Source organism: Amycolatopsis suaedae (assembly GCF_004214935.1).
GTDB classification, from domain to species: Bacteria; Actinomycetota; Actinomycetes; order Mycobacteriales; family Pseudonocardiaceae; genus Amycolatopsis; species Amycolatopsis suaedae.
This window is the reverse complement of sequence record NZ_SFCC01000006.1, coordinates 27,451-46,800: the sequence shown is the minus strand read 5'-3', so window position 1 is coordinate 46,800 and position 19,350 is coordinate 27,451. Positions and strand designations below refer to the sequence as shown.

Genomic DNA, 19,350 nt, shown 5'->3' with positions numbered 1-19,350 from the left:
GCATGATCACCATGCTTGGTATCAAAGGGAAATCAAGCCCACGCGCATATGTCCACAGTGGACAGAATCAGCGGACGGCGACGCTGAGCGCCTGCGCGATCTCCTTGCCGAGCGCGTGGGTCGCCGCGTCCGGCGGTGAGCCCACCTTCACCACGATCGACCCGCCGAACGGCTGCCGCTCGACGACCTCGATCCGCTTGCCCAGCGCGATGGCGTTGTCGGCGAGGTAACGCAGCAGGTCGGGGTCGGTGTCCCAGACTCGGACGATCTCGCCGACCGCGCCGGCCGGCAGTTCGTCGAGCAGCCGCGTGGACAGTTCCTCCACGCTGCCGTCCTCAGCGGGGATGGGGTCGCCGTGCGGATCGCGCACCGGGTTGCCGAGCTTGGCCGCGATGCGCGCGACCAGCCGGTCGGACACCGCGTGTTCCAGCGAGTCGGCCTCGGCGTGCACCTCGTCCCAGGTGTAGCCCAGCTCGGAGACCAGGTAGGTCTCGATCAGCCGGTGCCGCCGCAGCACGGCGCGGGCGAGCAGCCTGCCCTCGCCGGTCAGCTCGATCCGGCCGTATCGCACGTGCTCGACCAGGCCCTCCTGGCCCAGCTTGGTGAGCATCCCGGACACCGAGGACGGGCTGACCTCCAGTCGTCCGGCCAGGGACGTGTTGGTCACGGCCTCGCCCCGTTCCACCAGGCCGTAGATGGCCCTGACGTAGTCCTCGATGGACGACGACCGGCGGGAGACGTGCTCTGACATACCCCTAGCGTACGTGGCGGGGACGCCAGCGATACCGAACCCAGCCGGGCACCGGCTCGGCGCCGAGCTGCCCGTAGAAGGCTTCCGCCCGCTCGTTGCCCTCCTGCATGTCCCACTCGACGCGGCCGGGTGTGCGAGCGGCCAGTTCGTCGAGCAGAGCACGGCCGAGACCGTGCCTGCGGTGGGCCGGACGGACGAACAGGTCGTCCAGCCAGATACCCGGCCGGGCCTCCCAGGTGGAGAAGTTCCACGAGCAGAACGCGAACCCGGCGACCACGCCGGGCTCACCGGGCGGCTCGGCGATCAGCACCCACGCCTTCGGGTCCGGCCCGAACAGGAAGCCGCCCATCTCGGCGCGGTCCAGCTTCAGGTCGTCGCGGCCCTCGTAGACCGCGTGCTCCTCGATGAGCGCGCAGATCTCCTCCAGATCCGCGGCCACCGCGTCCCTGACCGTCACATTCCCTCCTGGTACACCAGCTCGCCGCCGACCACCGTGGCCACGACCCGCGCCCGCTCCAGCCCCTCGGCATCCGTGGGATCGTCCGACAGCACCGCGAGATCGGCCAGTTTGCCCACCTCCAGCGTGCCGACGTCCCGTTCGCGGAACGCGGCGTACGCCGACCCGGCCGTGTACGCCCGGAGTGCCTGTTCCGGGGTGATCCGCTCCTCGGCACCCAGCAGGTAACCACCGGCGGTCCGCCGGTGCACCATGTCGCGGATGCCCAGCAACGGGGCGCCGTCGACGACCGGCCGGTCCGAGCTGGCCGGCAGCACGCATCCGGCGTCGAGAAGGCTACGCAACCGGTAGCACCAGTTCTCGCGCTCCGGGCCGAGTGCCGCCCGCATGCCGTCGCCGATCTCGTTGACGAACCGGCCCTGCGGCGACGGGATCAGGCGCAGCTCGGCGAGCCGGGTCAGGTCGGCAGGCGAGAGCACGGCGCAGTGTTCGATGCGGTGCCGGTGGTCTGCTCGGGGGTGCTCGGCCAGCGCGGCAGCGTAGGCGTCCAGCACAACGGAGACGGCCCGGTCGCCGATGGCGTGCGTGGCGATCTGCCAGCCTGCCAGGTGGGCCCTGCGGATGGTCTCGGTGAGTTCGTCCTCCGGGGTCTGGAAGTAGCCGCGGTTGCCGGGGTCGCCCGTGTAGTCGTCGTGCATGGCGGCCGTGCGGCCGATCAGCGAGCCGTCGGCGAACAGCTTCATCGGCCCGATCCGCAGCCACTCGTCCCCGAACCCGCTGCGCAGGCCGAGGTCGAGCCCGAACCCGGCACCGGCGTCCAGCTCGTGCAGGACCGTCGAGGCGACCATCAGGGTCACCCGCACGCCGAGCTCGCCTTCCTCGCGGGCACGTTGGTACGCCGCGACTTCGGCCGGTGTCTCGCCGACCAGACCGCCGCCGACGCCTGCCTCCTGCACGCTGGTGATGCCCTCGGCGAGGTAGTGCCGCGACGCCCTGCCGAGGCCGCGCACGAGCGTGCCGACCGGCGTCGGGTAGAGCAACGGCCGCAGCAGCAGCTGTGCCTGCTCACGCAGCAGCCCGGTGGGCGTGCCGTCCTCGCCCAGCACGACGTCGCCACCGACCGGCACAGCCCGCAGGTCCAGCTCGTCCAGCACCGGCGTGTTGACCACGGTCATGTGGCCGGAGGTGTGCTTGAGCCGGACCCGGTGCCGGGGCGCCACCCGGTCGAGCCCGTGCCGGGTGGGGTGTTCCCCGGCCAGCCGGTTCTGGTCGTAGCCGCTGCCGACGACCCACCCGCCCGGCTCCACCCGAGCGGCCCGTTCGGCGATGGCCGCGTACACCTCGTCAACGCTGCGGCACTGCCCGAGCGGCACGTCGTCGAGGCCGACGCCGAACCAGCCCATGTGGTTGTGCGCGTCGTGGAAGCCGGGGACGACCGCGGCGCCGTCCAGGTCGACGCGACGCCGCGCGGCCAGCTCCCCGGCCTGCTCGCCCAGCGCGACGATCCGCCCGTTCAGCACCGCCAGCGCCGACGTGCGTGGCTGCCCGGATACACCGGTCCAGATGTTCGCGTTCTCGTAAACCGCGTCGACCAGCATGCTCGCCAATCTATCGATCGATCGATCGTTCGTCTAGGCTGCCGGACATGACCGACACCGTCGAAGTGACCGTGGATCAAGGCGTCGCGACCATCTGGCTGAACCGCCCGGACCGGCTCAACGCGGTGAGCGACGAGCTGGTGACCGACCTGCTGGCGGCACTGGACGCGGTCGCGTCGAGCGGCGCGGGCGCGGCGGTGCTGGCCGGCCGGGGACGCGCGTTCTGCGCCGGCCACGACCTGAAGGAGGTCATCCCGCCCGGTGACTCGCGGGAGCGCATCGAACGGCTGCAGGAGGTCACCCGGCGGCTGCGCGCCCTGCCGCAGCCGGTGGTCGCGGCGGTGCACGGGTACGCCATCGGCGCCGGTGCGGAGTTCGCCCTCGGCTGCGACCTCATCCTGGCCTCCGACGACGCGGTGTTCGCGTTTCCCGAGGTCGGGCTGGGCCTGTCGGTGACCGGCGCGGCGTCGCGGCTGCTGCCGCTGATCGTCGGGCCGCTGAAAGCGAGGGAGCTGATCCTGCTGGGTGAGCGGATCACCGCGCCCGTCGCCAAGGGCATGGGCCTGATCAACCGGCTGGTCGGCGGCGACGAGCTGGTCGAGCGGGCCACCGAGCTCGCCGCCCGCATCGCCGAACGGCCCGCTCAGGCGGTCACGCTGGCCAAACGGGCCATCGACTCCGGCATCGACGGCGCCGTCGCGTCGACGCTGGAGCTGGAGGTGAGCCACGCCCTGCTCACCGAGCACACCGCCGAGGTCGCCGCCTCGGCCGAGGCGTTCCGGAGCCGGAAGTGACCCCGCTGACCGAGGTCGACGACCTGGTCACGCTCGTGACCAGGTCCGCGCGCGAATGGCCCGATCGTGACGCCTGGGTGTTCGACGCGCTCGGGGTGCGGCTGACGTTCGCCGAGGTGCACCGGCGCAGCGACGAACTCGCCGCAGCACTGGCCGCGCTGGGCGTGCGACCGGGCGACCGGGTCGCGGTCATGCTGCGCAACCAGCCGGAGTTCCCGCTGCTCTGGCTCGCACTGGCCAAGGTCGGCGGGGTACTGGTCCCGGTCAACACCGGCTACCGGGAGCTGGACGGCGCCCACGTGCTCGGCCATTCCGGTGCCCGGTTCGCCGTGGCGGCCGAGGAGTTCACCGGCCTGCTGGAACGGATCGCACCGGACACGGCCGTCGAGCGGGTACTCACCCCCGGCGAGCTGGCCGGACTCACCGGCGAGCTGCCACCGTCCCCGGCGACCGGGGAACGCCCGGTCAACATCCAGTACACCTCAGGAACCACCGGCGCCCCGAAGGGCTGCGTGCTCCCGCACCGGTACTGGACGACGCTGGCGCGCAGCCTGGCGACCGACCACCCCGCCGTCGGCAGCGACGACATCATGCTCACCGCGCAGCCGTTCCACTACATCGATCCACAGTGGAACGTCGCGCTGGGTCTTGCCTCCGGCGCGACCCTGGTGGTACTGGACCGGTTCCACCCCACCACGTTCTGGGACAAGGTCCGCGAGCACGGGGTCACCTGGTTCTACTGCCTCGGCCTGATGCCGACCCTGTTGCTGCGGCAGCCCGAGTCGGCGGACGACACCCGGCACCGGGTGCGGGCGATCAGCGCGTCGGCCATCCCGCACGACCTGCACGCGGCACTGGAGAAACGGTGGGGCGTGCCGTGGTTCGAGGCGTTCGGCATGACCGAGACCGGAGGGGACATCCGGGTGTCCACAGTGGACCACGACGGGTTCGTCGGCACCGGGTGCATCGGCCGTCCCACGCGGGACCGCGAGGTGATGATCGCCGACGACGAGGGCAGGCCGGTCCCGCGAGGGACCACCGGGGAGCTGCTCATCCGCGGCGTCGGGCTGATGCACGGCTACCACGACGATCCCGAGGCGACCGCGCGGGCGTTCCGCGGCGGCTGGTTCCGCACCGGCGACCTGGCCAGGCAGGACCCCGAAGGCAGAGTGTTCTACGTCGGCAGGACCAAGGACATGATCCGGCGCAGTGGCGAGAACGTCTCGGCCGACGAGGTGGAACGCGCACTGCTGCTGCACCCGGCCGTCCGGCTGGCCGCGGTCGTCGCCGTGCCCGACGAACTGCGGGGTGAGGAGGTCAAGGCCTACGTCGTGCTCGCCGAGGGGCACGAGCCGGACCCGGAGGGGCTGGCCGAGTTCTGCGCGACCAAGCTCGCCTACTTCAAGGTGCCGCGCTTCTGGGCGTTCCCCGGCTCGCTGCCGCTCACCCCGTCGGAACGGGTGGCGAAGGGTGAGCTGCGCAAGGTCGCCGACCCGCGTGCCGGGTCCTTCGACCGGACGGCGGGGACATGGCTGGCCTGACCACCGAGCAGCGGGTCCGCCGGGCGGCGATCAAGCTGTTCGCCGCCAAGGGCTTCCACGGCACCGGCATCCGCGACCTCGCGCAGGCGGCCGGCCTGTCGTCGGCCAGCCTGTACCACTACATGGGTACCAAGGAGGAGCTGCTGGCCGAGCTGATGCGCGAGTCGCTGGACCGGCTGCTGACCACCGCCACCACCGCGGTGTCCGGTGTGGACTCGCCGGTGGAACGGCTGGGCCGCCTGGTGGTCCTGCACGTACTGACCCATGCGGCGCAACCGAACGAGACCCGGGTGGTCGACCACGAGGTGCGGGCGCTGTCGGCGTCGGCACGCCGCGAGGTCGTCCGGTTACGCGACGACTACGAGCGGTTGTGGGCCGACGCCATCGCCGACGGCATCCGAGCGGGTGAATTCACCTCGCCGGAGCCGTCGCTGGCGCGGCTGGCCCTGCTGGAGATGTGCAACGGCGTGGCCAGGTGGTACTCCCCACGCGGCCCGCTGGGCCTCGACGAGCTGGCCACGAACTATGCACAAATGGCAATGCGACTGGTCGGAGGCCCCGAACAGGCACTTCCGTCGTTCGAATACTGTCGCGACCTGGTCTCGAAGACGTGGAATCGGCGTAGGTAACGCTTGCCCCGCGAGCCATGCTGAGGGACGCTCGGTGTTGTGAGTGAGCAGACGATCCAACTCGAACTCGACGATGCCGGCCTGGCCCCCGGCCTCCCGACCCCCGCGAGCCCCCGCGACCGGGTCCAGGACGTGCCCTATCGACCCGTCGAGTTCCGTGATGACGACCTGCCCGCGGCGATGGAGCGCTGCGCCGCGTGGCTACGGCAGGCCCAGGAATGGCTGGGTGAACCGCTGGACGTGCTCGCCGTCCATCTGGACTACGACGAGCGGGAAGGCTCGCCATACTACGACCTGAAGCTGCTGTGCAACGAGGAGGACCTGGCAGGGGTGCCCATCGCCCTGCGCAACCAGACGTAACTCCCGTCCCAGACGCATGAAGGCCACCTTCACCACGTGAGACGTGATGAAGGTGGCCTTCATGCGCTTTGCGGCCCGGCTCAGCCCAACATGCCGGTGACCTTCACGTGGCCCTTGAGCAGGTTGCGGGCGATCGTGCGGCGCTGGATCTCGTCGGTGCCCTCGTAGATGCGCAGCAGCCGCAGCTCGCGGTACCACCGCTCGACCGGCAACTCCCGCGTGTAGCCCATCCCGCCGTGGATCTGCAGGACCCGGTCGACGATCTCGTTGGCCTTCACACCGCCGTAGAGCTTGGCCACCGACTGCGCGTGCCGGGAGTCCATGCCCTGGTCCACCTGCCAGGCCGCGTGCAGCACCAGCAGGCGTAGTGCGTCCAGTTCGACGCCGGAGTCGGCGATCATCCACTGGATGGCCTGCCGCTCGGCGATCGGCGCCCCGAACGTCTCGCGGGTGTTGGCGTGCTCGATGGCCATGCTGAGCAGCCGTTCACAGGAACCGATGGCCCGGGCGGGCAGCAGGTAGCGGCCCCGGCCGATCCACTGCATGGCCAGCGCGAAGCCCTGACCCTCCTCGCCGAGGATCTGCGACGACGGCACCCGGACGTCCTCGAAGACGAGCGCGGCCGGTCCCCACTCGCCCATCGTGTCGATGTACTCCGAGCGCCAGCCCATGTCCCTGTCCACCAGGAAGCAGGTGACACCGCCGTTGGCGCCCTTCTCCGGGTCGGTGACGGCGAACACCATCGTGAAGTCCGCCTCGTTACCGCCGGTGATGAACGTCTTCTCTCCGTTGATCACCCAGTCCGAGCCGTCGCGGCGGGCCGTCGTGCGGATGGCCTTGGCGTCGGACCCGGCGCCGGGCTCGGTGATGGCGAAGCAGGACTTGCGCTCACCGGAGATCGTCGGCAGCAGGTAACGCTGTTTCTGCTCATCGTTGGCGTGGAACAGGATGTTGTCGGCGGCGCCACCGAACCGGAACGGCACGAACGTGCGGCCGAGCTCGGCCTCCAGTAGCGCGGCCATCACGGCGGACAGGTCCATCCCGCCGTACTCCTCCGGGGTCTGCACGCCCCAGAACCCGGACTCCTTCGCCTTGAGCTGCAGCTTGGTCAGCTCCTCACCGGTCAGACCCGGCTGACCTGCACGTTCCCGGCGAAGCACCTCCTGCTCCAGCGGGATCAGCTCCCGCTGGACGAACGTGCGGACCCAGTCACGTACCTCGCGTTCTTCCACACTCAGGCTGAAGTCCATGCCGACGCTCCTCAGGTTACTAAGCGCTTGCTTAGCCCCACTTTAACATCTGGGTGTACGGGTGATCCCTGTTGTCGTAGGTTTCCCGCGAGAGCGATCACTCGGGCACACACAGGGGAGCGTCGATGGCATCCGAAGAAGCGAGCACGACCGGGCAACCGGCCAGGCGCCGCGACCGTACGCACTACCTCTACATCGCGGTCATCCTGGCGGTACTGGCCGGAATCGTCGTCGGCTTCGTGGCACCGGAGTTCGCCAAGGACCTGAAGTGGATCGGCACGGCGTTCGTCAACCTGATCAAGATGATGATCTCGCCGATCATCTTCTGCACGATCGCGCTGGGCGTCGGCTCGGTGGCCAAGGCCGCGAAGGTCGGCAAGGTCGGCGGGCTGGCGATCGGCTACTTCCTGGTGATGTCGACCGTCGCGCTGGTCATCGGCCTGGTCGTGGGCAACATCCTGCACCCCGGCGACGGCCTGAACCTCACCGAGGCGATCGCCAAGTCCGGGCAGAACCAGGTCAAGGAGAGCGAGACCACCACCGAGTTCCTGGTCGGCATCATCCCGACCACGCTGGTCTCGGCGTTCACCGAGGGCGAGGTCCTGCAGACGCTGCTCGTGGCGTTGCTGGCCGGCTTCGCCCTGCAGAAGCTGGGCAGCAAGGGTGAGCCCATCCGGCGTGGCATCGAGCACATCCAGCGCCTGGTGTTCCGCATCCTGGCGATGATCATGTGGGCCGCGCCGGTCGGCGCGTTCGGCGCCATCGCGGCGGTGGTCGGCGAGACCGGCTGGAGTGCGCTGCGCAGCCTGGCCATCATCATGGTCGGCTTCTACCTGACCTGCGCCCTGTTCGTGTTCGTCATCCTGGCGCTGCTGACCCGCCTGATCGCCAAGATGAACCTGTTCTCGCTGCTGCGTTACCTCGGCAGGGAGTTCCTGCTGATCCTGTCGACGTCGTCGTCGGAGTCGGCACTGCCGCGGCTGATCGCCAAGATGGAACACCTCGGCGTCAGCAAGCCGGTCGTCGGCATCACCGTGCCCACCGGCTACTCGTTCAACCTCGACGGCACCGCGATCTATCTGACCATGGCGACCCTGTTCATCGCCGAGGCACTCAACGCCCCGCTGTCCTTCGGCGAACAGCTGGCGCTGCTGGCGTTCATGATCATCGCGTCGAAGGGCGCGGCCGGCGTCACCGGTGCCGGGCTCGCCACGCTCGCCGGCGGGCTGTCCTCGCACCGGCCGGAGCTCGTCGACGGCGTCGGGTTCATCGTGGGCATCGACCGGTTCATGTCCGAGGCGCGGGCGCTCACCAACTTCGCGGGCAACGCCGTGGCCACCGTGCTGGTCGGCACCTGGACCAACGAGATCGACCGCGACCAGGTCAAGCGGGTGCTGTCCGGGCAGGACCCGTTCGACGAACAGACCATGCTGGACGACGACCACTCGGGCCCCGAGCGGAAGGCGACCACATGACGACGGTCTGGTGGGCGGAACCGCTGCCGGCGACCGGCGAGTTCCTCGCCCTGCTCGACGAGGACGAGACGGGCCGGTTCGGCGGCTACCGGCAGGACGCCGACAAGCGGCGCTTCCTCACCGGGCGGGTGCTGGCGAAGTCCGTGGTGGCCGAGATCCTCGGCACCACACCGGGTTCCGTGCGGTTCGACGCGTCCTGTGTGGACTGCGGCAAGCCGCACGGCCCGCCGCGGGTACCCGGGACGGACCTGACGCTGTCCATCTCGCACTCCGGCGACCGGATCGGCCTGGCCGTCGACCGCGGTGTTCCGCTGGGGCTGGACGTCGAGAAGGCCAACCGCAACGTGGACTCGTTGGTGGACTACGCGTTGAACGACTCCGAACGGGCCACGCTGACCGGCCTGGCCGGTGACGAACTGGTGCGCGCGTTCTTCGTCTACTGGACCCGCAAGGAAGCCGTGATGAAGGCGACCGGACGCGGGCTGAAGATCCCGCTGCAGAGCATCACCCTGTCCCCGCACACCGAACCGGCGCGGCTGCTCGCGTCGGCGGACGCCGCGCTGTCGCCGGAGGGCACGCGGATGGCCGACCTCGATCCGGGCGACGGCTACCGGGCCGCGCTGGCCGCGCTCACCACCGTCGACCTGACGGTCACCGAGAAGTGGTGGACGCCCTAGACGTCGGCGACGCCCATGGCCCGCAGCAGCGTGCGGAACTTGACCGAGGTCTCGGCGAGTTCGGCCTCGGGGTCGGAGTCGGCGACGATGCCGCCCCCGGCGTAGAGCCGCATGCGGTTGCCGGCCAGCTCGGCACAGCGGATGGCGACGGCCCACTCGCCGTCGCCGTTCGCGTCGACCCAGCCGACCGCACCGGCGTAGAAGTCCCGGTCGAACGGCTCCAGGCCGGTGACCAGCCTGCGCGCGGCGTCGGTCGGACTGCCGCAGACGGCCGGGGTCGGGTGCAGTGCGGCCGCGACGTCGAGTGCGGTCACCTCGGGATCGGCCAGCTCCCCGGTGATCCGGGTGGCGAGGTGCCAGATGGTCGGGGTGCTCACCACCTCAGGTTCCCCGGGTACCGACAGGCGCCTGCAGAACGGTCGCAGACACTCCACCATGGACTCGATCACCACGGCGTGCTCCACGCGGTCCTTTGTGGACGCGAAAAGCGCGCGGCCGTTCTCCTTGTCCCGCAACGGGTCGTCCGACCGCGGGGCGGAGCCGGCATGCGGGCGGAACGAGACGTTCCTGCCGGTACGGGAAAGCAGCAGTTCCGGCGTCGCGCCGAGGAAAGTGGCCCCGCCGGGTAGCCCGGCCGCGAAGGTGTAACCACGCGGGTGATCCTTGACGAGGTTACGCAGCACAGCGCCCGGCGCGGGCGGCTCGGCGAACTCCAGGTCGAGCGCCCTGGCCAGAACGATCTTGTGCAGGCGATGTTCGGCCAGCAGGCGGATGCCCTCGGCGACCGTCTCGACGTGCCGTCGCGGCTCCGGGACCGGGCGCACGGCGAGCGGGCTGGGCAGCGCGGCCCTGGTCAGCGCGGCCGCCTGCGGATGCGCCGGGCCCGCACGGTGCAGCACGGCCGGCAGCACCATCCGGCTCGGCACGGTGCCCGCGGGCGTGGTGTCGAAGGGCAGGATGCCCACCGCGACCGGCGCCGACGAGGCGTCCAGCAGGTCCCGCAGCCGGGCGGACAGCCGGGCCGGGTCGGGATCGACCACCTCCTGGGCCACCCCGGACCCGAGAATGGTGTGCCCGGCGGATGCCAGGAAGAAATCACCGGTGGCGTACTCGTCGACAAGCTGGACCGGCCTGTCCACCGGTGCGTGGGTGACCGTCACTGCCAACTCCCTCGTGCGGGGTCTCCGCTGTGCCTTCCAGTCTGCCCGGAAGGCTCGCACGAGGGCGGCAGTTGGTGGCGGAACACACGTGGCGGGTCAGGCCCGATGCGTCCCGCGCATCAGGCCTGACCTGCGCCGATGTCTACTTGAGTGCGTTGATGAGCGCCTCGAGCTGCCGCTCGCCGAGGCCGGCGGCACGGCGCTCGGCCGGAATGCCGGCCTGCTCCAGCAGCGCGGCCACCTTGACGGCACCGAGACCGGGGACCGCCTTCAGCAGCTGGGTCACCTTGGTCTTGCCGATGGTCTTGTCCTCCTTGGCCTTCTTGAGCACCTTGTCGATGCTCTGCTGGCCGGACTTGATCGACGCGAGCAACTCGGAGCGGGCCTTGCGCGCCTCGGCGGCCTTGGCCAGCGCCTCGGCGCGCTGCTCCGGAGTCAACGTAGGCAGAGCCAACGTAGTGTTCCTTTCCTTCTCAGCTGACCGCTGTCGCGGCGACGGCCGCATTTTCGGCATCGCTTGCGGGAGCAAGCGCTGGCCAGGCCGTCCTTACCACAGCCCCAGTAAACGCCACGCGGTCCGACTTCGTGCAACCGACACGCACTTACTACCCCTCGACGGCGAAAGGAGCAACCCGGCAGGCGAACCCGTCAGCCAGCACAAACAGTGAAGTTGTGATCGAAAGTCCGCCGGTTCGGCAATGCCCGATCGGGTGTGTCGGCATTACAGTCGGCTCAATTGGTCCACCGGAGCGGACACGGATCGGGAGTTCTCGATGTTGAGCACGATGCAGGACGGGCAGCTGTCTTTGGGAAATCTGCTGCGGCACGGCAGCACGGTCCACGCGGACAGTGAAGTGATCACCTGGACCGGTTCCGAATCACGCCGGGAGCGCTACGGCGAGCTGGGCGGGCACGCCGCACGGCTGGCGAACGCCCTGCGCGGCCTCGGGGTCACCGGCGACCAGCGGGTCGGCACCTTCATGTGGAACAACGCGGAGCACCTCGCCGCGTACGTCGCCATCCCGGCGATGGGTGCCGTGCTGCACACGCTCAACATCCGGCTGTTCCCGGACCAGCTGGTGTTCGTCGCCAACCACGCGGAAGACCACGTGATCATCGTGGACGGCACGCTGGTGCCGCTGCTGGCCAAGCAGCTCCCCCGCATGGAGACGGTGCGCCACGTGATCGTCGCGAACGGTGACGCGTCCACTCTGGAGGCACCCGATGGTGTCGAGGTCCACTCGTACAGCGAGCTGCTGTCTGGTCAGCCAGACACCTTCGACTGGCCCGATGTGGACGAACGCGCGGCCGCCGCGATGTGCTACACATCGGGCACGACGGGCGACCCGAAGGGCGTCGCCTACTCGCACCGGTCGATCTGGCTGCACTCCATGCAGGTGTGCATGAGCGACTCCATGCGGCTGGCCCAGTCGGACAAGGCGCTCGCCATCGTCCCGATGTTCCACGCCATGTCGTGGGGCCTGCCCTACGCCGCCATGATGGTGGGCGCCTCGCTGCTGATGCCGGACCGTTTCCTGCAGCCGGAACCGCTGACCCGGCTGCTCGCCGCCGAGAAGCCGACGTTCGCCGCCGCCGTCCCGACGATCTGGCAGGGCCTGCTGCAGCAGCTGGACGCCAGCCCCCAGGACATCTCGCACCTGCGGGAGGTGGTCGTCGGCGGTTCGGCGGCGCCGCCGTCGCTGATGCACGCGTTCGAGGAGCGCTACGACGTGCCGATCCTGCACGCCTGGGGGATGACGGAGACGTCGCCGCTGGGCAGCGTCGCGCGCCCGCCCGCCCACGCGACCGGGGAGGAGCGCTGGAAGTACCGCTACACGCAGGGCCGGTTCCCGGCGTCGGTGCGGGCCCGGCTGATCGGTGACTCCGGCGAGGAACTGCCGTGGGACGGCGAAAGCGTCGGCGAACTCGAGGTGCAGGGGCCGTGGATCGCGGCTTCGTACCACGGTGGGTCCGATGTGGACCCCGAGAAGTTCCATGACGGCTGGCTGCGCACCGGCGACGTCGGGAAGATCACGCCGGACGGGTTCCTCACGCTGACCGACCGGGCCAAGGACGTCATCAAGTCCGGCGGCGAGTGGATCTCCTCGGTGGATCTGGAGAACGCCGTCATGGGCCACCCGGCGGTGGCCGAGGCCGCGGTGATCGGCGTGCCGGACGAGAAGTGGGACGAGCGGCCGCTGGTCGCGGTGGTCCTCCGCGAGGGGGAGAGCGCGACGCCGGAGGAGCTGCGGGACTTCCTCGCGGGCAAGGTGGCGAAGTGGCAGCTGCCGGAGAACTGGACGTTCGTCGACGAGGTGCCCAAGACCAGCGTCGGCAAGTTCGACAAGAAGCGCCTGCGGGCCTTCCACTCCGAGGGCAAGCTGGACATCAGCCAGCTCTGAAAGCTCGTGAAGGCCACCTTCATTACGTGAGACGTGGTGAAGGTGGCCTTCACGTGCTACGAACGTCGTAGGCGAATCTGACAAATTTTCACGTTTGGCTTCCCAGCGTTTCCGTCCCGGCTAACGTCGTCCGCGATCGTGCGTGCTGGTCACGAGACGGGAGCGGCGATGAGCGGGTTCACCAGACGGACGTTCGTGGGAGCGGCTGGCGTCGCCGGCGCGGGGCTGCTGCTGAGCACGCCGACGGCTACCGCCGTCGACAGGGCTCTGCGGCACACCACCCGCAGGGTGGTCACCCCGGCGGGGACCACGCTCGAAACGGCTGCCGCACCGGTCACCGCGGGCCCCGCCTACACCCGGCTGACCGCGGGCCCCGGCTGGCCGCTGGTGGTTCGCACCGAGCTGGCGGCGGGCAAGGACGGCCGCGACGACCGGCGCACCGCCCGGGCCAGCTTCGTGCAGTTCACCGACCTGCACGTGACCGACGCCGAGAGCCCGGCCCGGTTCGAGTACCTGCACCCGTTCGTCGGCTCGGCACACCGGCCGCAGGAGACGCTGGGCCCGGTGGCGACCACCGCGCTGGTCGACCGCGTCAACAACCTGCCCGGCGGGCCGTTCACCGGCCGTCCGTTCGACCTGATGATGACCACCGGTGACAACACCGACAACCACGAGCGGATCGAGCTGGACTGGTTCCTCGACGTGCTCAACGGCGGCCGCGTCGTCCCCACGTCTGGGAACCCAGACACCTACGAGGGGGTCCAGGACTCCGGGTCGGCCCATTTCTGGAATCCCAGACACCGGCTCAACGACCCGTACACCACCAAGGGCTTCCCGCAGCTGCCCGGCATGCTCGCGTCGTCGATCGCCCCGTTCACCTCGCCGGGCCTGGACATCCCCTGGTACTGCACGTTCGGCAACCACGACGACACGCCGGTCGGCACGCTGCCCGCAGGCCTCCCCGGCATCGAGCACTGGTACACCGGGCGCTACAAGGTGATCGGCAAGGACGAGTCGACGAGCGCCCGCCTGGCCGCGGCGCTGAACAAGCCCGGTGCCGCGGTCCCGGTGGCCGAGTTGTTCGGCGGCAAGGGAACGATCCGTGAGGTGACGCCGGACCCGCGGCGCAAGCCGTTCACCACGGGCGAGTTCGTCCGCGCGCACCTCGATCCGGCCAACACCGGTCCCGGCCCGGAGGGGCACGGCTTCACCAACGACAACGCCGACGGCCGCGACGTCTACTACACCTTCCGGCTCGCGCCCGGCATCACCGGGATCAGCCTGGACACCACCACGCTGGGCGGATTCGCCGACGGATCGATCGGACTGCGGCAGTTCCAGTGGGTCGAGCGCACCCTGCGGCGCAACAGCTCGGCCTACTACGACTTCTGGGGCAACCGGGTCACCCAGCAGGTCACCGACGAGCTGTTCGTGCTGTTCAGCCATCACACCAGCAAGACGATGGGCAACATCCTGCCCGACCTGCGCCACCCACTGGACCCGCGGCTGAACGGCGACACGTTCGTCGGCCTGCTCAAGCGGTTCCCCAACGTGCTGGCCTGGGTCAACGGCCACAGCCACCGCAACGAGATCACCCCGCACGCCGGCCCGACCCCGGCGCAGGCGTTCTGGGAGATCAACACGGCGAGCCACATCGACTTCCCGCAACATGCCAGGATCATCGAGATCGCCGACAACGGCGACGGCACGCTGTCGTTGTTCACCACCCTGATCGAGGCCGATGCGCCGTACGCGGCGGGATACGAGGACGCCTCCCGGGCGGGCCTGGCCTCGCTGTACCGGGAGCTTTCCTACAACGACATCCACGCCGACCCCGGCGCCCAGGGTGCCGCCGCCGACCGCAACACGGAACTGCTGCTGGTCAATCCGCTGGCATAGTGGGCGCATGACCGACGCGACCGCCCTGTACCACCAGACCATCCCGTTCGCCGAGCGGCTCGGCATCGAGTTCCTCGACAACACCGCCGAGCTGGTCCGCGGCCGCGTGGCATGGGACGAGTCGCTGTGCACCCTCGGCGGAGGGTTCCACGGCGGTGTCCTGATGGCGCTCGCCGACACCACCGGGGCGATCTGCGCGTTCCTCAACCTGCCCGAGGGCGCCGGCGGGACGACGACCGTGGAGTCGAAGAGCAACTTCCTGCGGGCCGTGCGGTCCGGGCACGTCACGGCGTCGTCGCGTCCGCTGCATGCCGGCCGCACGGTGATCGTCGTGGAAACCGAGATGCACGACGACGACGGCCGTCTGGTCGCCAAGACAACGCAGACCCAGGCGGTCCGGTAACAACCTGACGGTTACACCGGAGAGAGGTTTACACCAGTTGTCCGAGAGGTGAAAATCCCTGACGGTCGGCACCCTGCACCCGCCGGCACCGTCGAGGGTTGGAGCCCGCATGCGTGGACGCCTTTTCACCACCGCGGTGGCCGTCGCCACCGCCTTCACCATGGCCGTACCCGCCGGTGCGGCCGAACCCGGTCACGACGAGGACGTCGACTACCGGCAGTGGTCGACCGTGCGGGAGTTCGCCACGGGCAAGGCTGAGGGTGTCGTCCCGGGCAGAGACGGGCTACGGCTGATCCGCCCGATCGGCACGGTCGAGCGAACCGAGCCCGCGCTGGGGACCACCCGCACCTACGAGTACGCCCGCTGGACGTCCCCGGTCTACCGCCACGGCTTCCCGGCCACCGAGCTGATCGCGTCCTGGAACGCGGCCACGCCGGAGGACACCTGGCTGCAGGTCGAGGTGTCGGCCAGGACGACATCGGGCCAGCAGACGGCGTGGTACGTGCTGGGCCAGTGGGCTCACGGCGACGGCGACATCCGGCGGACCACTGTGGACGGTCAGAGTGACGCGCACGCCTCGGTCAGCGTCGACACTCTGGTCACCAAGACAGGGGTCACGCTCGACTCCTACCAGGTCCGGGTCGGGCTCTACCGCGAGCGCGGCAGCCGGGCGACACCGACGGTCGGGATGGTCGGAGTGATGGCCTCCAACGTGCCGGACCGCTTCGAGGTGGAACACACCCGGCCCGGCCCCGCCGCCGGAATCGAGTTGCCGGTGCCGCCCCACGCGCAGAACCTGCACAAGGGCAAGTTCCCGGAGTACGGCGGCGGTGGCGAGAACTGGTGCAGCCCGACCTCTACGCAGATGGTGCTGGAGTACTGGGGCAAGAAGCCAAGCGAGCAGGACATGTCTTGGATCCCAGACGGCTACGTCGACCCGACCGTCGCCTACGCCGCCAGGTACACCTACGACTACTCCTACGAGGGCACCGGCAACTGGCCGTTCAACACCGCCTACGCCAGCCGGTTCGGCCTGAAGGGGCACATCACCAGGCTGCACTCGCTGACCGAACTGGAGGGCTACATCGCCAGGGGCATCCCGGTGATCACCTCGCAGTCGTTCCTCGCCAGCGAACTCGACGGCGCGGGATACGGCACGGCGGGCCACATCCTGGTCGTCATCGGATTCACCCCCGAGGGGGATGTCATCGCCAACGACCCGGCGGCCAACAGCAACGACCGCGTACGCAACGTGTACAAGCGTGCCCAGTTCGAGAAGATCTGGCAGCGGACGAAGCGGCACACCGCGAGCGGTAACGTGGCGAGCGGTCCCGGCGGGATCGCCTACATCATCAGTCCGTGACCATGGTTCGTGTCACGTGTGGACGGTGAAGCGCTAGCCGTCCACACGCTTCACTCTTCCGTGTCCTTCCTTCGTTGTACGGGTTTCCGTGTGAGTCGATGCCGGGAAGTCGACGCACCAGCACACCCCGCAACGCCAGAAAGGAAGCGGTAGCCATGACCCGCACGATGCGTCCGCAGGATCTCGTCGAGTCGCCCGTCGTCGACAACCACGGCAGCAAGATCGGGAAGGTCGGCACGGTGTACCTGTCCGACGACACCCGCCAGCCCGAGTGGGTGACGGTCAAGACCGGCCTGTTCGGTCAGAAGGAGAGCTTCGTCCCGCTGCGCGGCGCCGACCTCGACGACGAGGGCCTGCACGTCCGGGTCGACAAGGAGAAGGTCGCCGACTCGCCGCACTTCGACGCCGACGGCCATCTCTCCCAGCAGGAATGCATGCGGCTCTACGAGTACTACGGCATTCCCGTCCAGGGCGGCGGCCGCAGGCCGATGGACACCACCGGCCGTGCGGACCAGGCTCAGGCCGGCATGGCCGGCACCGCCGGCAGGCACGAGCGCACCGACCACGCTGCCGCGATGGACGACCAGCAGGAGATGGTGCGGTCCGAGGAACGGCTGAAGGTCGGCACCGAGGAGACCGAGAGCGGCCGGGTGCGGCTGCGCAAGTACGTCGTCACCGAGGAGCAGCAGGTCACCGTTCCGGTGTCGCACGAGGAGGTGCGCATCGAGCGTGAGCCGATCCGCGATGGTGACCGTTCCACCGCCGCCACCATCGGCGAGGAGGAGCACGACGTCGTGCTGCACGCCGAGAAACCGGTGGTGGACAAGGAGACCGTCGCGGTCGAGCGGGTCCGCATGGGCACCGAGCGGGTGACCGAGGAGCAAACCGTCTCCGGCGAGATCCGCAAGGAGCAGATCGATGTCGACGACGACACCAAGCGCAACCGCTAACGTGTGATCAACTTGCCGGGGTTGAGAATGCCGGTGGGGTCCACCGCGTCCTTCGCCCCGGCGAGCACGCGCATGCCCAGCTCCCCGATCTCCGCCGCGAGGTAGGGCGCGTGGTCCGTGCCGACAGCGTGGTGGTGCGAGATCGTCCCGAGTGGACGGTCGCTGCCCGATGAGATGGCCGCGCAGGCCGCCTCCTTCGCCCGCTGCCACTGGCCGACCGGGTCGGTGGCGTCGCGGGCGGTCAGCACGGTGAAGTACAGCGACGCCCCGGTCTCGTAGGCGTGCGAGATGTGACAGAGCACCAGCGGGTCGCCGAGCGCACCGGCCAGCGCCGACCGCACGGCGGCCCGCAGCTCGCCCAGCCGCGACCAGGTGGTCGCGGTCTCCAGGGTCTCGACGCAGATCCCGTGGTCCAGCAACGCGTCGCGCTGACGCGGCCCGGCGAACCGGCCGTGCCGCCAGGACTCCCCCGCCGCCCTGCCGAGGCTCACCGCACGCGCCCGGCGCAGCACCCGCAGCACCGCCACCCTGCGCAGCGCGATCTCCCTCGGCGAACCGCCGTGCCAGCCGAGCACGAGCAGGCACGGCCGTGCGACGCCCCTGCGGCGCAGGTACCGCCGCACCACGGCGGCCTTCCAGCCACCGGACAGCCGCAGTGACCCGTCGGTCTCGTCCTCGTCGGACAGCCGCGTGACGTCGGCGAGGATGCGGTTCTGCGCCAGCTCACGCACCACGTCCTGGGCACGTTCCCAGCCGTCCAGCACATAACCGTGGTACCGCTCGACGACCGGCCGGGGCCGTACCCGCAGCGCGACCTCGGTGATCACGCCGAGCGTGCCCTCGCTGCCCACGGCGAGCTGCCGCAGGTCCGGGCCCGCCGCCGACGCCGGTGCCACCCCCAGCCGCCACGGGCCCGCGGGGGTGGCCAGCCGCACACCGGCGACCATGTCCTCGAACCGGCCGTAGCCCGACGAAGCCTGTCCTGCCGAGCGGGTGGCGGCGAATCCGCCGATCGTCGCGCGTTCGAACGACTGCGGCACGTGACCGAGCGTGAAGCCGTGCTCGGCGAGCAGTTCCTCCGCGTGCGGCGCGCGGACACCGGCCTGCAGCACGGCGATCCGGGACTCCGGGTCCACGCTGACCAGCCGGTCCAGCCTGGCCAGGTCCAGCACGATCACCGCGGGCTTGCCGCCACGCAGCGCCCGCACCCCGCCGACGACCGACGTGCCGCCACCGAACGGCACCACGCCGACGTCGTGCCGCACGCACACCTCCAGCACCGCCTGCACCTCGTCCGGGTCGGCAGGCAGGACGACGGCGTCCGGCGCCGGCAGCTCCCCCGGCAGCCTGCGGCTCAGCAGGTCCAGGTAGGACAGACCACCGGTGCGGGCCAGCCGGTCAGCAGGCGCGCGCAGCACGTACCGCTCGCCGACCACGCCGGCCAGCTCCACCGCCGCGGCCTCGGTGAGCAGCGACCCGGGCACCTCGGCGTCGGACCGGATCGGCGCGGAGGGAACCGTTTCACCGACCCGCTCGTTGAGCCAGGCGAGGGCTTTCGGCGGGAGCTGGACGGCCGCACCGGCCTGCTCGGTCCACGAGCCCCGGACATGGTGGTCAGCGATGATCGTCACGGGTACAGTG

Annotated in this window: 18 protein-coding genes; 11 read left to right on the top strand and 7 right to left on the bottom strand. The window is 70.0% G+C overall.

The features are described 5' to 3' along the window. Nucleotides 1-67: 67 nt before the first annotated feature. From EWH70_RS12805 to EWH70_RS12795, 3 genes are read right to left on the bottom strand one after another with little or no spacing between them, the layout of a single operon-like run. A complete protein-coding gene (locus EWH70_RS12805; protein ID WP_130475582.1) occupies nt 68-751 on the bottom strand; it encodes a metal-dependent transcriptional regulator in 684 nt (227 codons plus the stop codon). Between the two features lie 4 nt (nt 752-755). After that, nucleotides 756-1,208 (bottom strand): GNAT family N-acetyltransferase, encoded by a 453-nt coding sequence (locus tag EWH70_RS12800; protein WP_130475581.1) that lies wholly within the window; start codon nt 1,206-1,208, stop codon nt 756-758. Continuing rightward, a complete protein-coding gene (locus tag EWH70_RS12795; RefSeq protein WP_130475580.1) occupies nt 1,205-2,806 on the bottom strand; it encodes an amidohydrolase in 1,602 nt (533 codons plus the stop codon). The genes EWH70_RS12800 and EWH70_RS12795 overlap by 4 nt, the downstream gene beginning before the upstream one ends. A gap of 47 nt (nt 2,807-2,853) precedes the next feature. Here EWH70_RS12795 and EWH70_RS12790 point away from each other — a divergent pair, with 47 nt between their 5' ends. From EWH70_RS12790 to EWH70_RS12775, 4 genes are read left to right on the top strand one after another with little or no spacing between them, the layout of a single operon-like run. Beyond that, nucleotides 2,854-3,600, top strand: coding sequence for an enoyl-CoA hydratase/isomerase family protein (locus EWH70_RS12790; RefSeq protein WP_130475579.1), 747 nt, complete (start codon nt 2,854-2,856; stop codon nt 3,598-3,600). Then, nucleotides 3,597-5,141: an AMP-binding protein gene (locus EWH70_RS12785; RefSeq protein ID WP_130475578.1), complete on the top strand. Its 1,545-nt coding sequence runs from the start codon at nt 3,597-3,599 to the stop codon at nt 5,139-5,141. The genes EWH70_RS12790 and EWH70_RS12785 overlap by 4 nt, the downstream gene beginning before the upstream one ends. Continuing rightward, a complete protein-coding gene (locus EWH70_RS12780; protein ID WP_130475577.1) occupies nt 5,129-5,770 on the top strand; it encodes a TetR/AcrR family transcriptional regulator in 642 nt (213 codons plus the stop codon). The genes EWH70_RS12785 and EWH70_RS12780 overlap by 13 nt, the downstream gene beginning before the upstream one ends. A 39-nt stretch (nt 5,771-5,809) precedes the next feature. Further along, complete coding sequence (locus EWH70_RS12775) at nt 5,810-6,130, top strand: hypothetical protein (protein ID WP_130475576.1); 321 nt, start codon at nt 5,810-5,812, stop codon at nt 6,128-6,130. A gap of 80 nt (nt 6,131-6,210) precedes the next feature. On the opposite strand, the gene EWH70_RS12770 is transcribed toward EWH70_RS12775, so the two are convergent. After that, nucleotides 6,211-7,380, bottom strand: coding sequence for an acyl-CoA dehydrogenase family protein (locus tag EWH70_RS12770; RefSeq protein WP_130475575.1), 1,170 nt, complete (start codon nt 7,378-7,380; stop codon nt 6,211-6,213). Between the two features lie 125 nt (nt 7,381-7,505). Here EWH70_RS12770 and EWH70_RS12765 point away from each other — a divergent pair, with 125 nt between their 5' ends. Next, complete coding sequence (locus EWH70_RS12765) at nt 7,506-8,855, top strand: cation:dicarboxylate symporter family transporter (RefSeq protein ID WP_130475574.1); 1,350 nt, start codon at nt 7,506-7,508, stop codon at nt 8,853-8,855. Continuing rightward, on the top strand, nt 8,852-9,532 hold the full coding sequence (locus EWH70_RS12760) for a 4'-phosphopantetheinyl transferase family protein (protein ID WP_130475573.1): 681 nt from the start codon (nt 8,852-8,854) through the stop codon (nt 9,530-9,532). Before EWH70_RS12765 ends, EWH70_RS12760 begins: the two co-directional genes overlap by 4 nt. Here the strand turns inward: EWH70_RS12760 and EWH70_RS12755 are convergent. Then, nucleotides 9,529-10,692, bottom strand: coding sequence for an isochorismate synthase (locus EWH70_RS12755; RefSeq protein WP_240686958.1), 1,164 nt, complete (start codon nt 10,690-10,692; stop codon nt 9,529-9,531). The two genes, EWH70_RS12760 and EWH70_RS12755, sit on opposite strands and share 4 nt — an antisense overlap. Nucleotides 10,693-10,834: 142 nt before the next feature. Then, a complete protein-coding gene (gene mihF, locus EWH70_RS12750) occupies nt 10,835-11,146 on the bottom strand; it encodes an integration host factor, actinobacterial type (RefSeq protein ID WP_205669110.1) in 312 nt (103 codons plus the stop codon). A gap of 319 nt (nt 11,147-11,465) precedes the next feature. Here mihF and EWH70_RS12745 point away from each other — a divergent pair, with 319 nt between their 5' ends. The 5 genes from EWH70_RS12745 (at nt 11,466) to EWH70_RS12725 (ending at nt 17,709) form a co-directional block, all read left to right on the top strand. Beyond that, complete coding sequence (locus EWH70_RS12745; protein ID WP_130475572.1) at nt 11,466-13,094, top strand: long-chain fatty acid--CoA ligase; 1,629 nt, start codon at nt 11,466-11,468, stop codon at nt 13,092-13,094. Between the two features lie 168 nt (nt 13,095-13,262). Then, nucleotides 13,263-14,993, top strand: coding sequence for a TIGR03767 family metallophosphoesterase (locus tag EWH70_RS12740; protein WP_130475571.1), 1,731 nt, complete (start codon nt 13,263-13,265; stop codon nt 14,991-14,993). 7 nt (nt 14,994-15,000) lie between these two features. Then, a complete protein-coding gene (locus tag EWH70_RS12735; RefSeq protein WP_130475570.1) occupies nt 15,001-15,396 on the top strand; it encodes a PaaI family thioesterase in 396 nt (131 codons plus the stop codon). Nucleotides 15,397-15,505: 109 nt separating this feature from the next. Beyond that, entirely contained in the window at nt 15,506-16,759 is a 1,254-nt protein-coding gene (locus tag EWH70_RS12730; RefSeq protein ID WP_130475569.1) for a peptidase C39 family protein, read from the top strand. A 155-nt stretch (nt 16,760-16,914) separates the two neighbouring features. After that, the gene (locus tag EWH70_RS12725) at nt 16,915-17,709 is read left to right on the top strand and encodes a DUF2382 domain-containing protein (protein ID WP_130475568.1); all 795 of its coding nucleotides are present in this window, start codon (nt 16,915-16,917) and stop codon (nt 17,707-17,709) included. Here EWH70_RS12725 and EWH70_RS12720 read toward each other — a convergent pair. Continuing rightward, nucleotides 17,706-19,340: an FAD-binding oxidoreductase gene (locus tag EWH70_RS12720; RefSeq protein ID WP_130475567.1), complete on the bottom strand. Its 1,635-nt coding sequence runs from the start codon at nt 19,338-19,340 to the stop codon at nt 17,706-17,708. The two genes, EWH70_RS12725 and EWH70_RS12720, sit on opposite strands and share 4 nt — an antisense overlap. Nucleotides 19,341-19,350: the final 10 nt, after the last annotated feature.

What these genes read in the sequence shown, in the direction of transcription:
- EWH70_RS12795 (WP_130475580.1), bottom strand. Translation starts at nt 2,806, where the DNA reads ATGCTGGTCGACGCGGTTTACGAGAACGCGAACATCTGGACCGGTGTA.
- EWH70_RS12805 (WP_130475582.1), bottom strand. Translation starts at nt 751, where the DNA reads ATGTCAGAGCACGTCTCCCGCCGGTCGTCGTCCATCGAGGACTACGTC.
- EWH70_RS12730 (WP_130475569.1), top strand. Translation starts at nt 15,506, where the DNA reads ATGCGTGGACGCCTTTTCACCACCGCGGTGGCCGTCGCCACCGCCTTC.
- EWH70_RS12745 (WP_130475572.1), top strand. Translation starts at nt 11,466, where the DNA reads ATGTTGAGCACGATGCAGGACGGGCAGCTGTCTTTGGGAAATCTGCTG.
- EWH70_RS12770 (WP_130475575.1), bottom strand. Translation starts at nt 7,380, where the DNA reads ATGGACTTCAGCCTGAGTGTGGAAGAACGCGAGGTACGTGACTGGGTC.
- EWH70_RS12740 (WP_130475571.1), top strand. Translation starts at nt 13,263, where the DNA reads ATGAGCGGGTTCACCAGACGGACGTTCGTGGGAGCGGCTGGCGTCGCC.
- EWH70_RS12780 (WP_130475577.1), top strand. Translation starts at nt 5,129, where the DNA reads ATGGCTGGCCTGACCACCGAGCAGCGGGTCCGCCGGGCGGCGATCAAG.
- EWH70_RS12725 (WP_130475568.1), top strand. Translation starts at nt 16,915, where the DNA reads ATGACCCGCACGATGCGTCCGCAGGATCTCGTCGAGTCGCCCGTCGTC.
- EWH70_RS12735 (WP_130475570.1), top strand. Translation starts at nt 15,001, where the DNA reads ATGACCGACGCGACCGCCCTGTACCACCAGACCATCCCGTTCGCCGAG.
- EWH70_RS12760 (WP_130475573.1), top strand. Translation starts at nt 8,852, where the DNA reads ATGACGACGGTCTGGTGGGCGGAACCGCTGCCGGCGACCGGCGAGTTC.
- EWH70_RS12790 (WP_130475579.1), top strand. Translation starts at nt 2,854, where the DNA reads ATGACCGACACCGTCGAAGTGACCGTGGATCAAGGCGTCGCGACCATC.
- EWH70_RS12765 (WP_130475574.1), top strand. Translation starts at nt 7,506, where the DNA reads ATGGCATCCGAAGAAGCGAGCACGACCGGGCAACCGGCCAGGCGCCGC.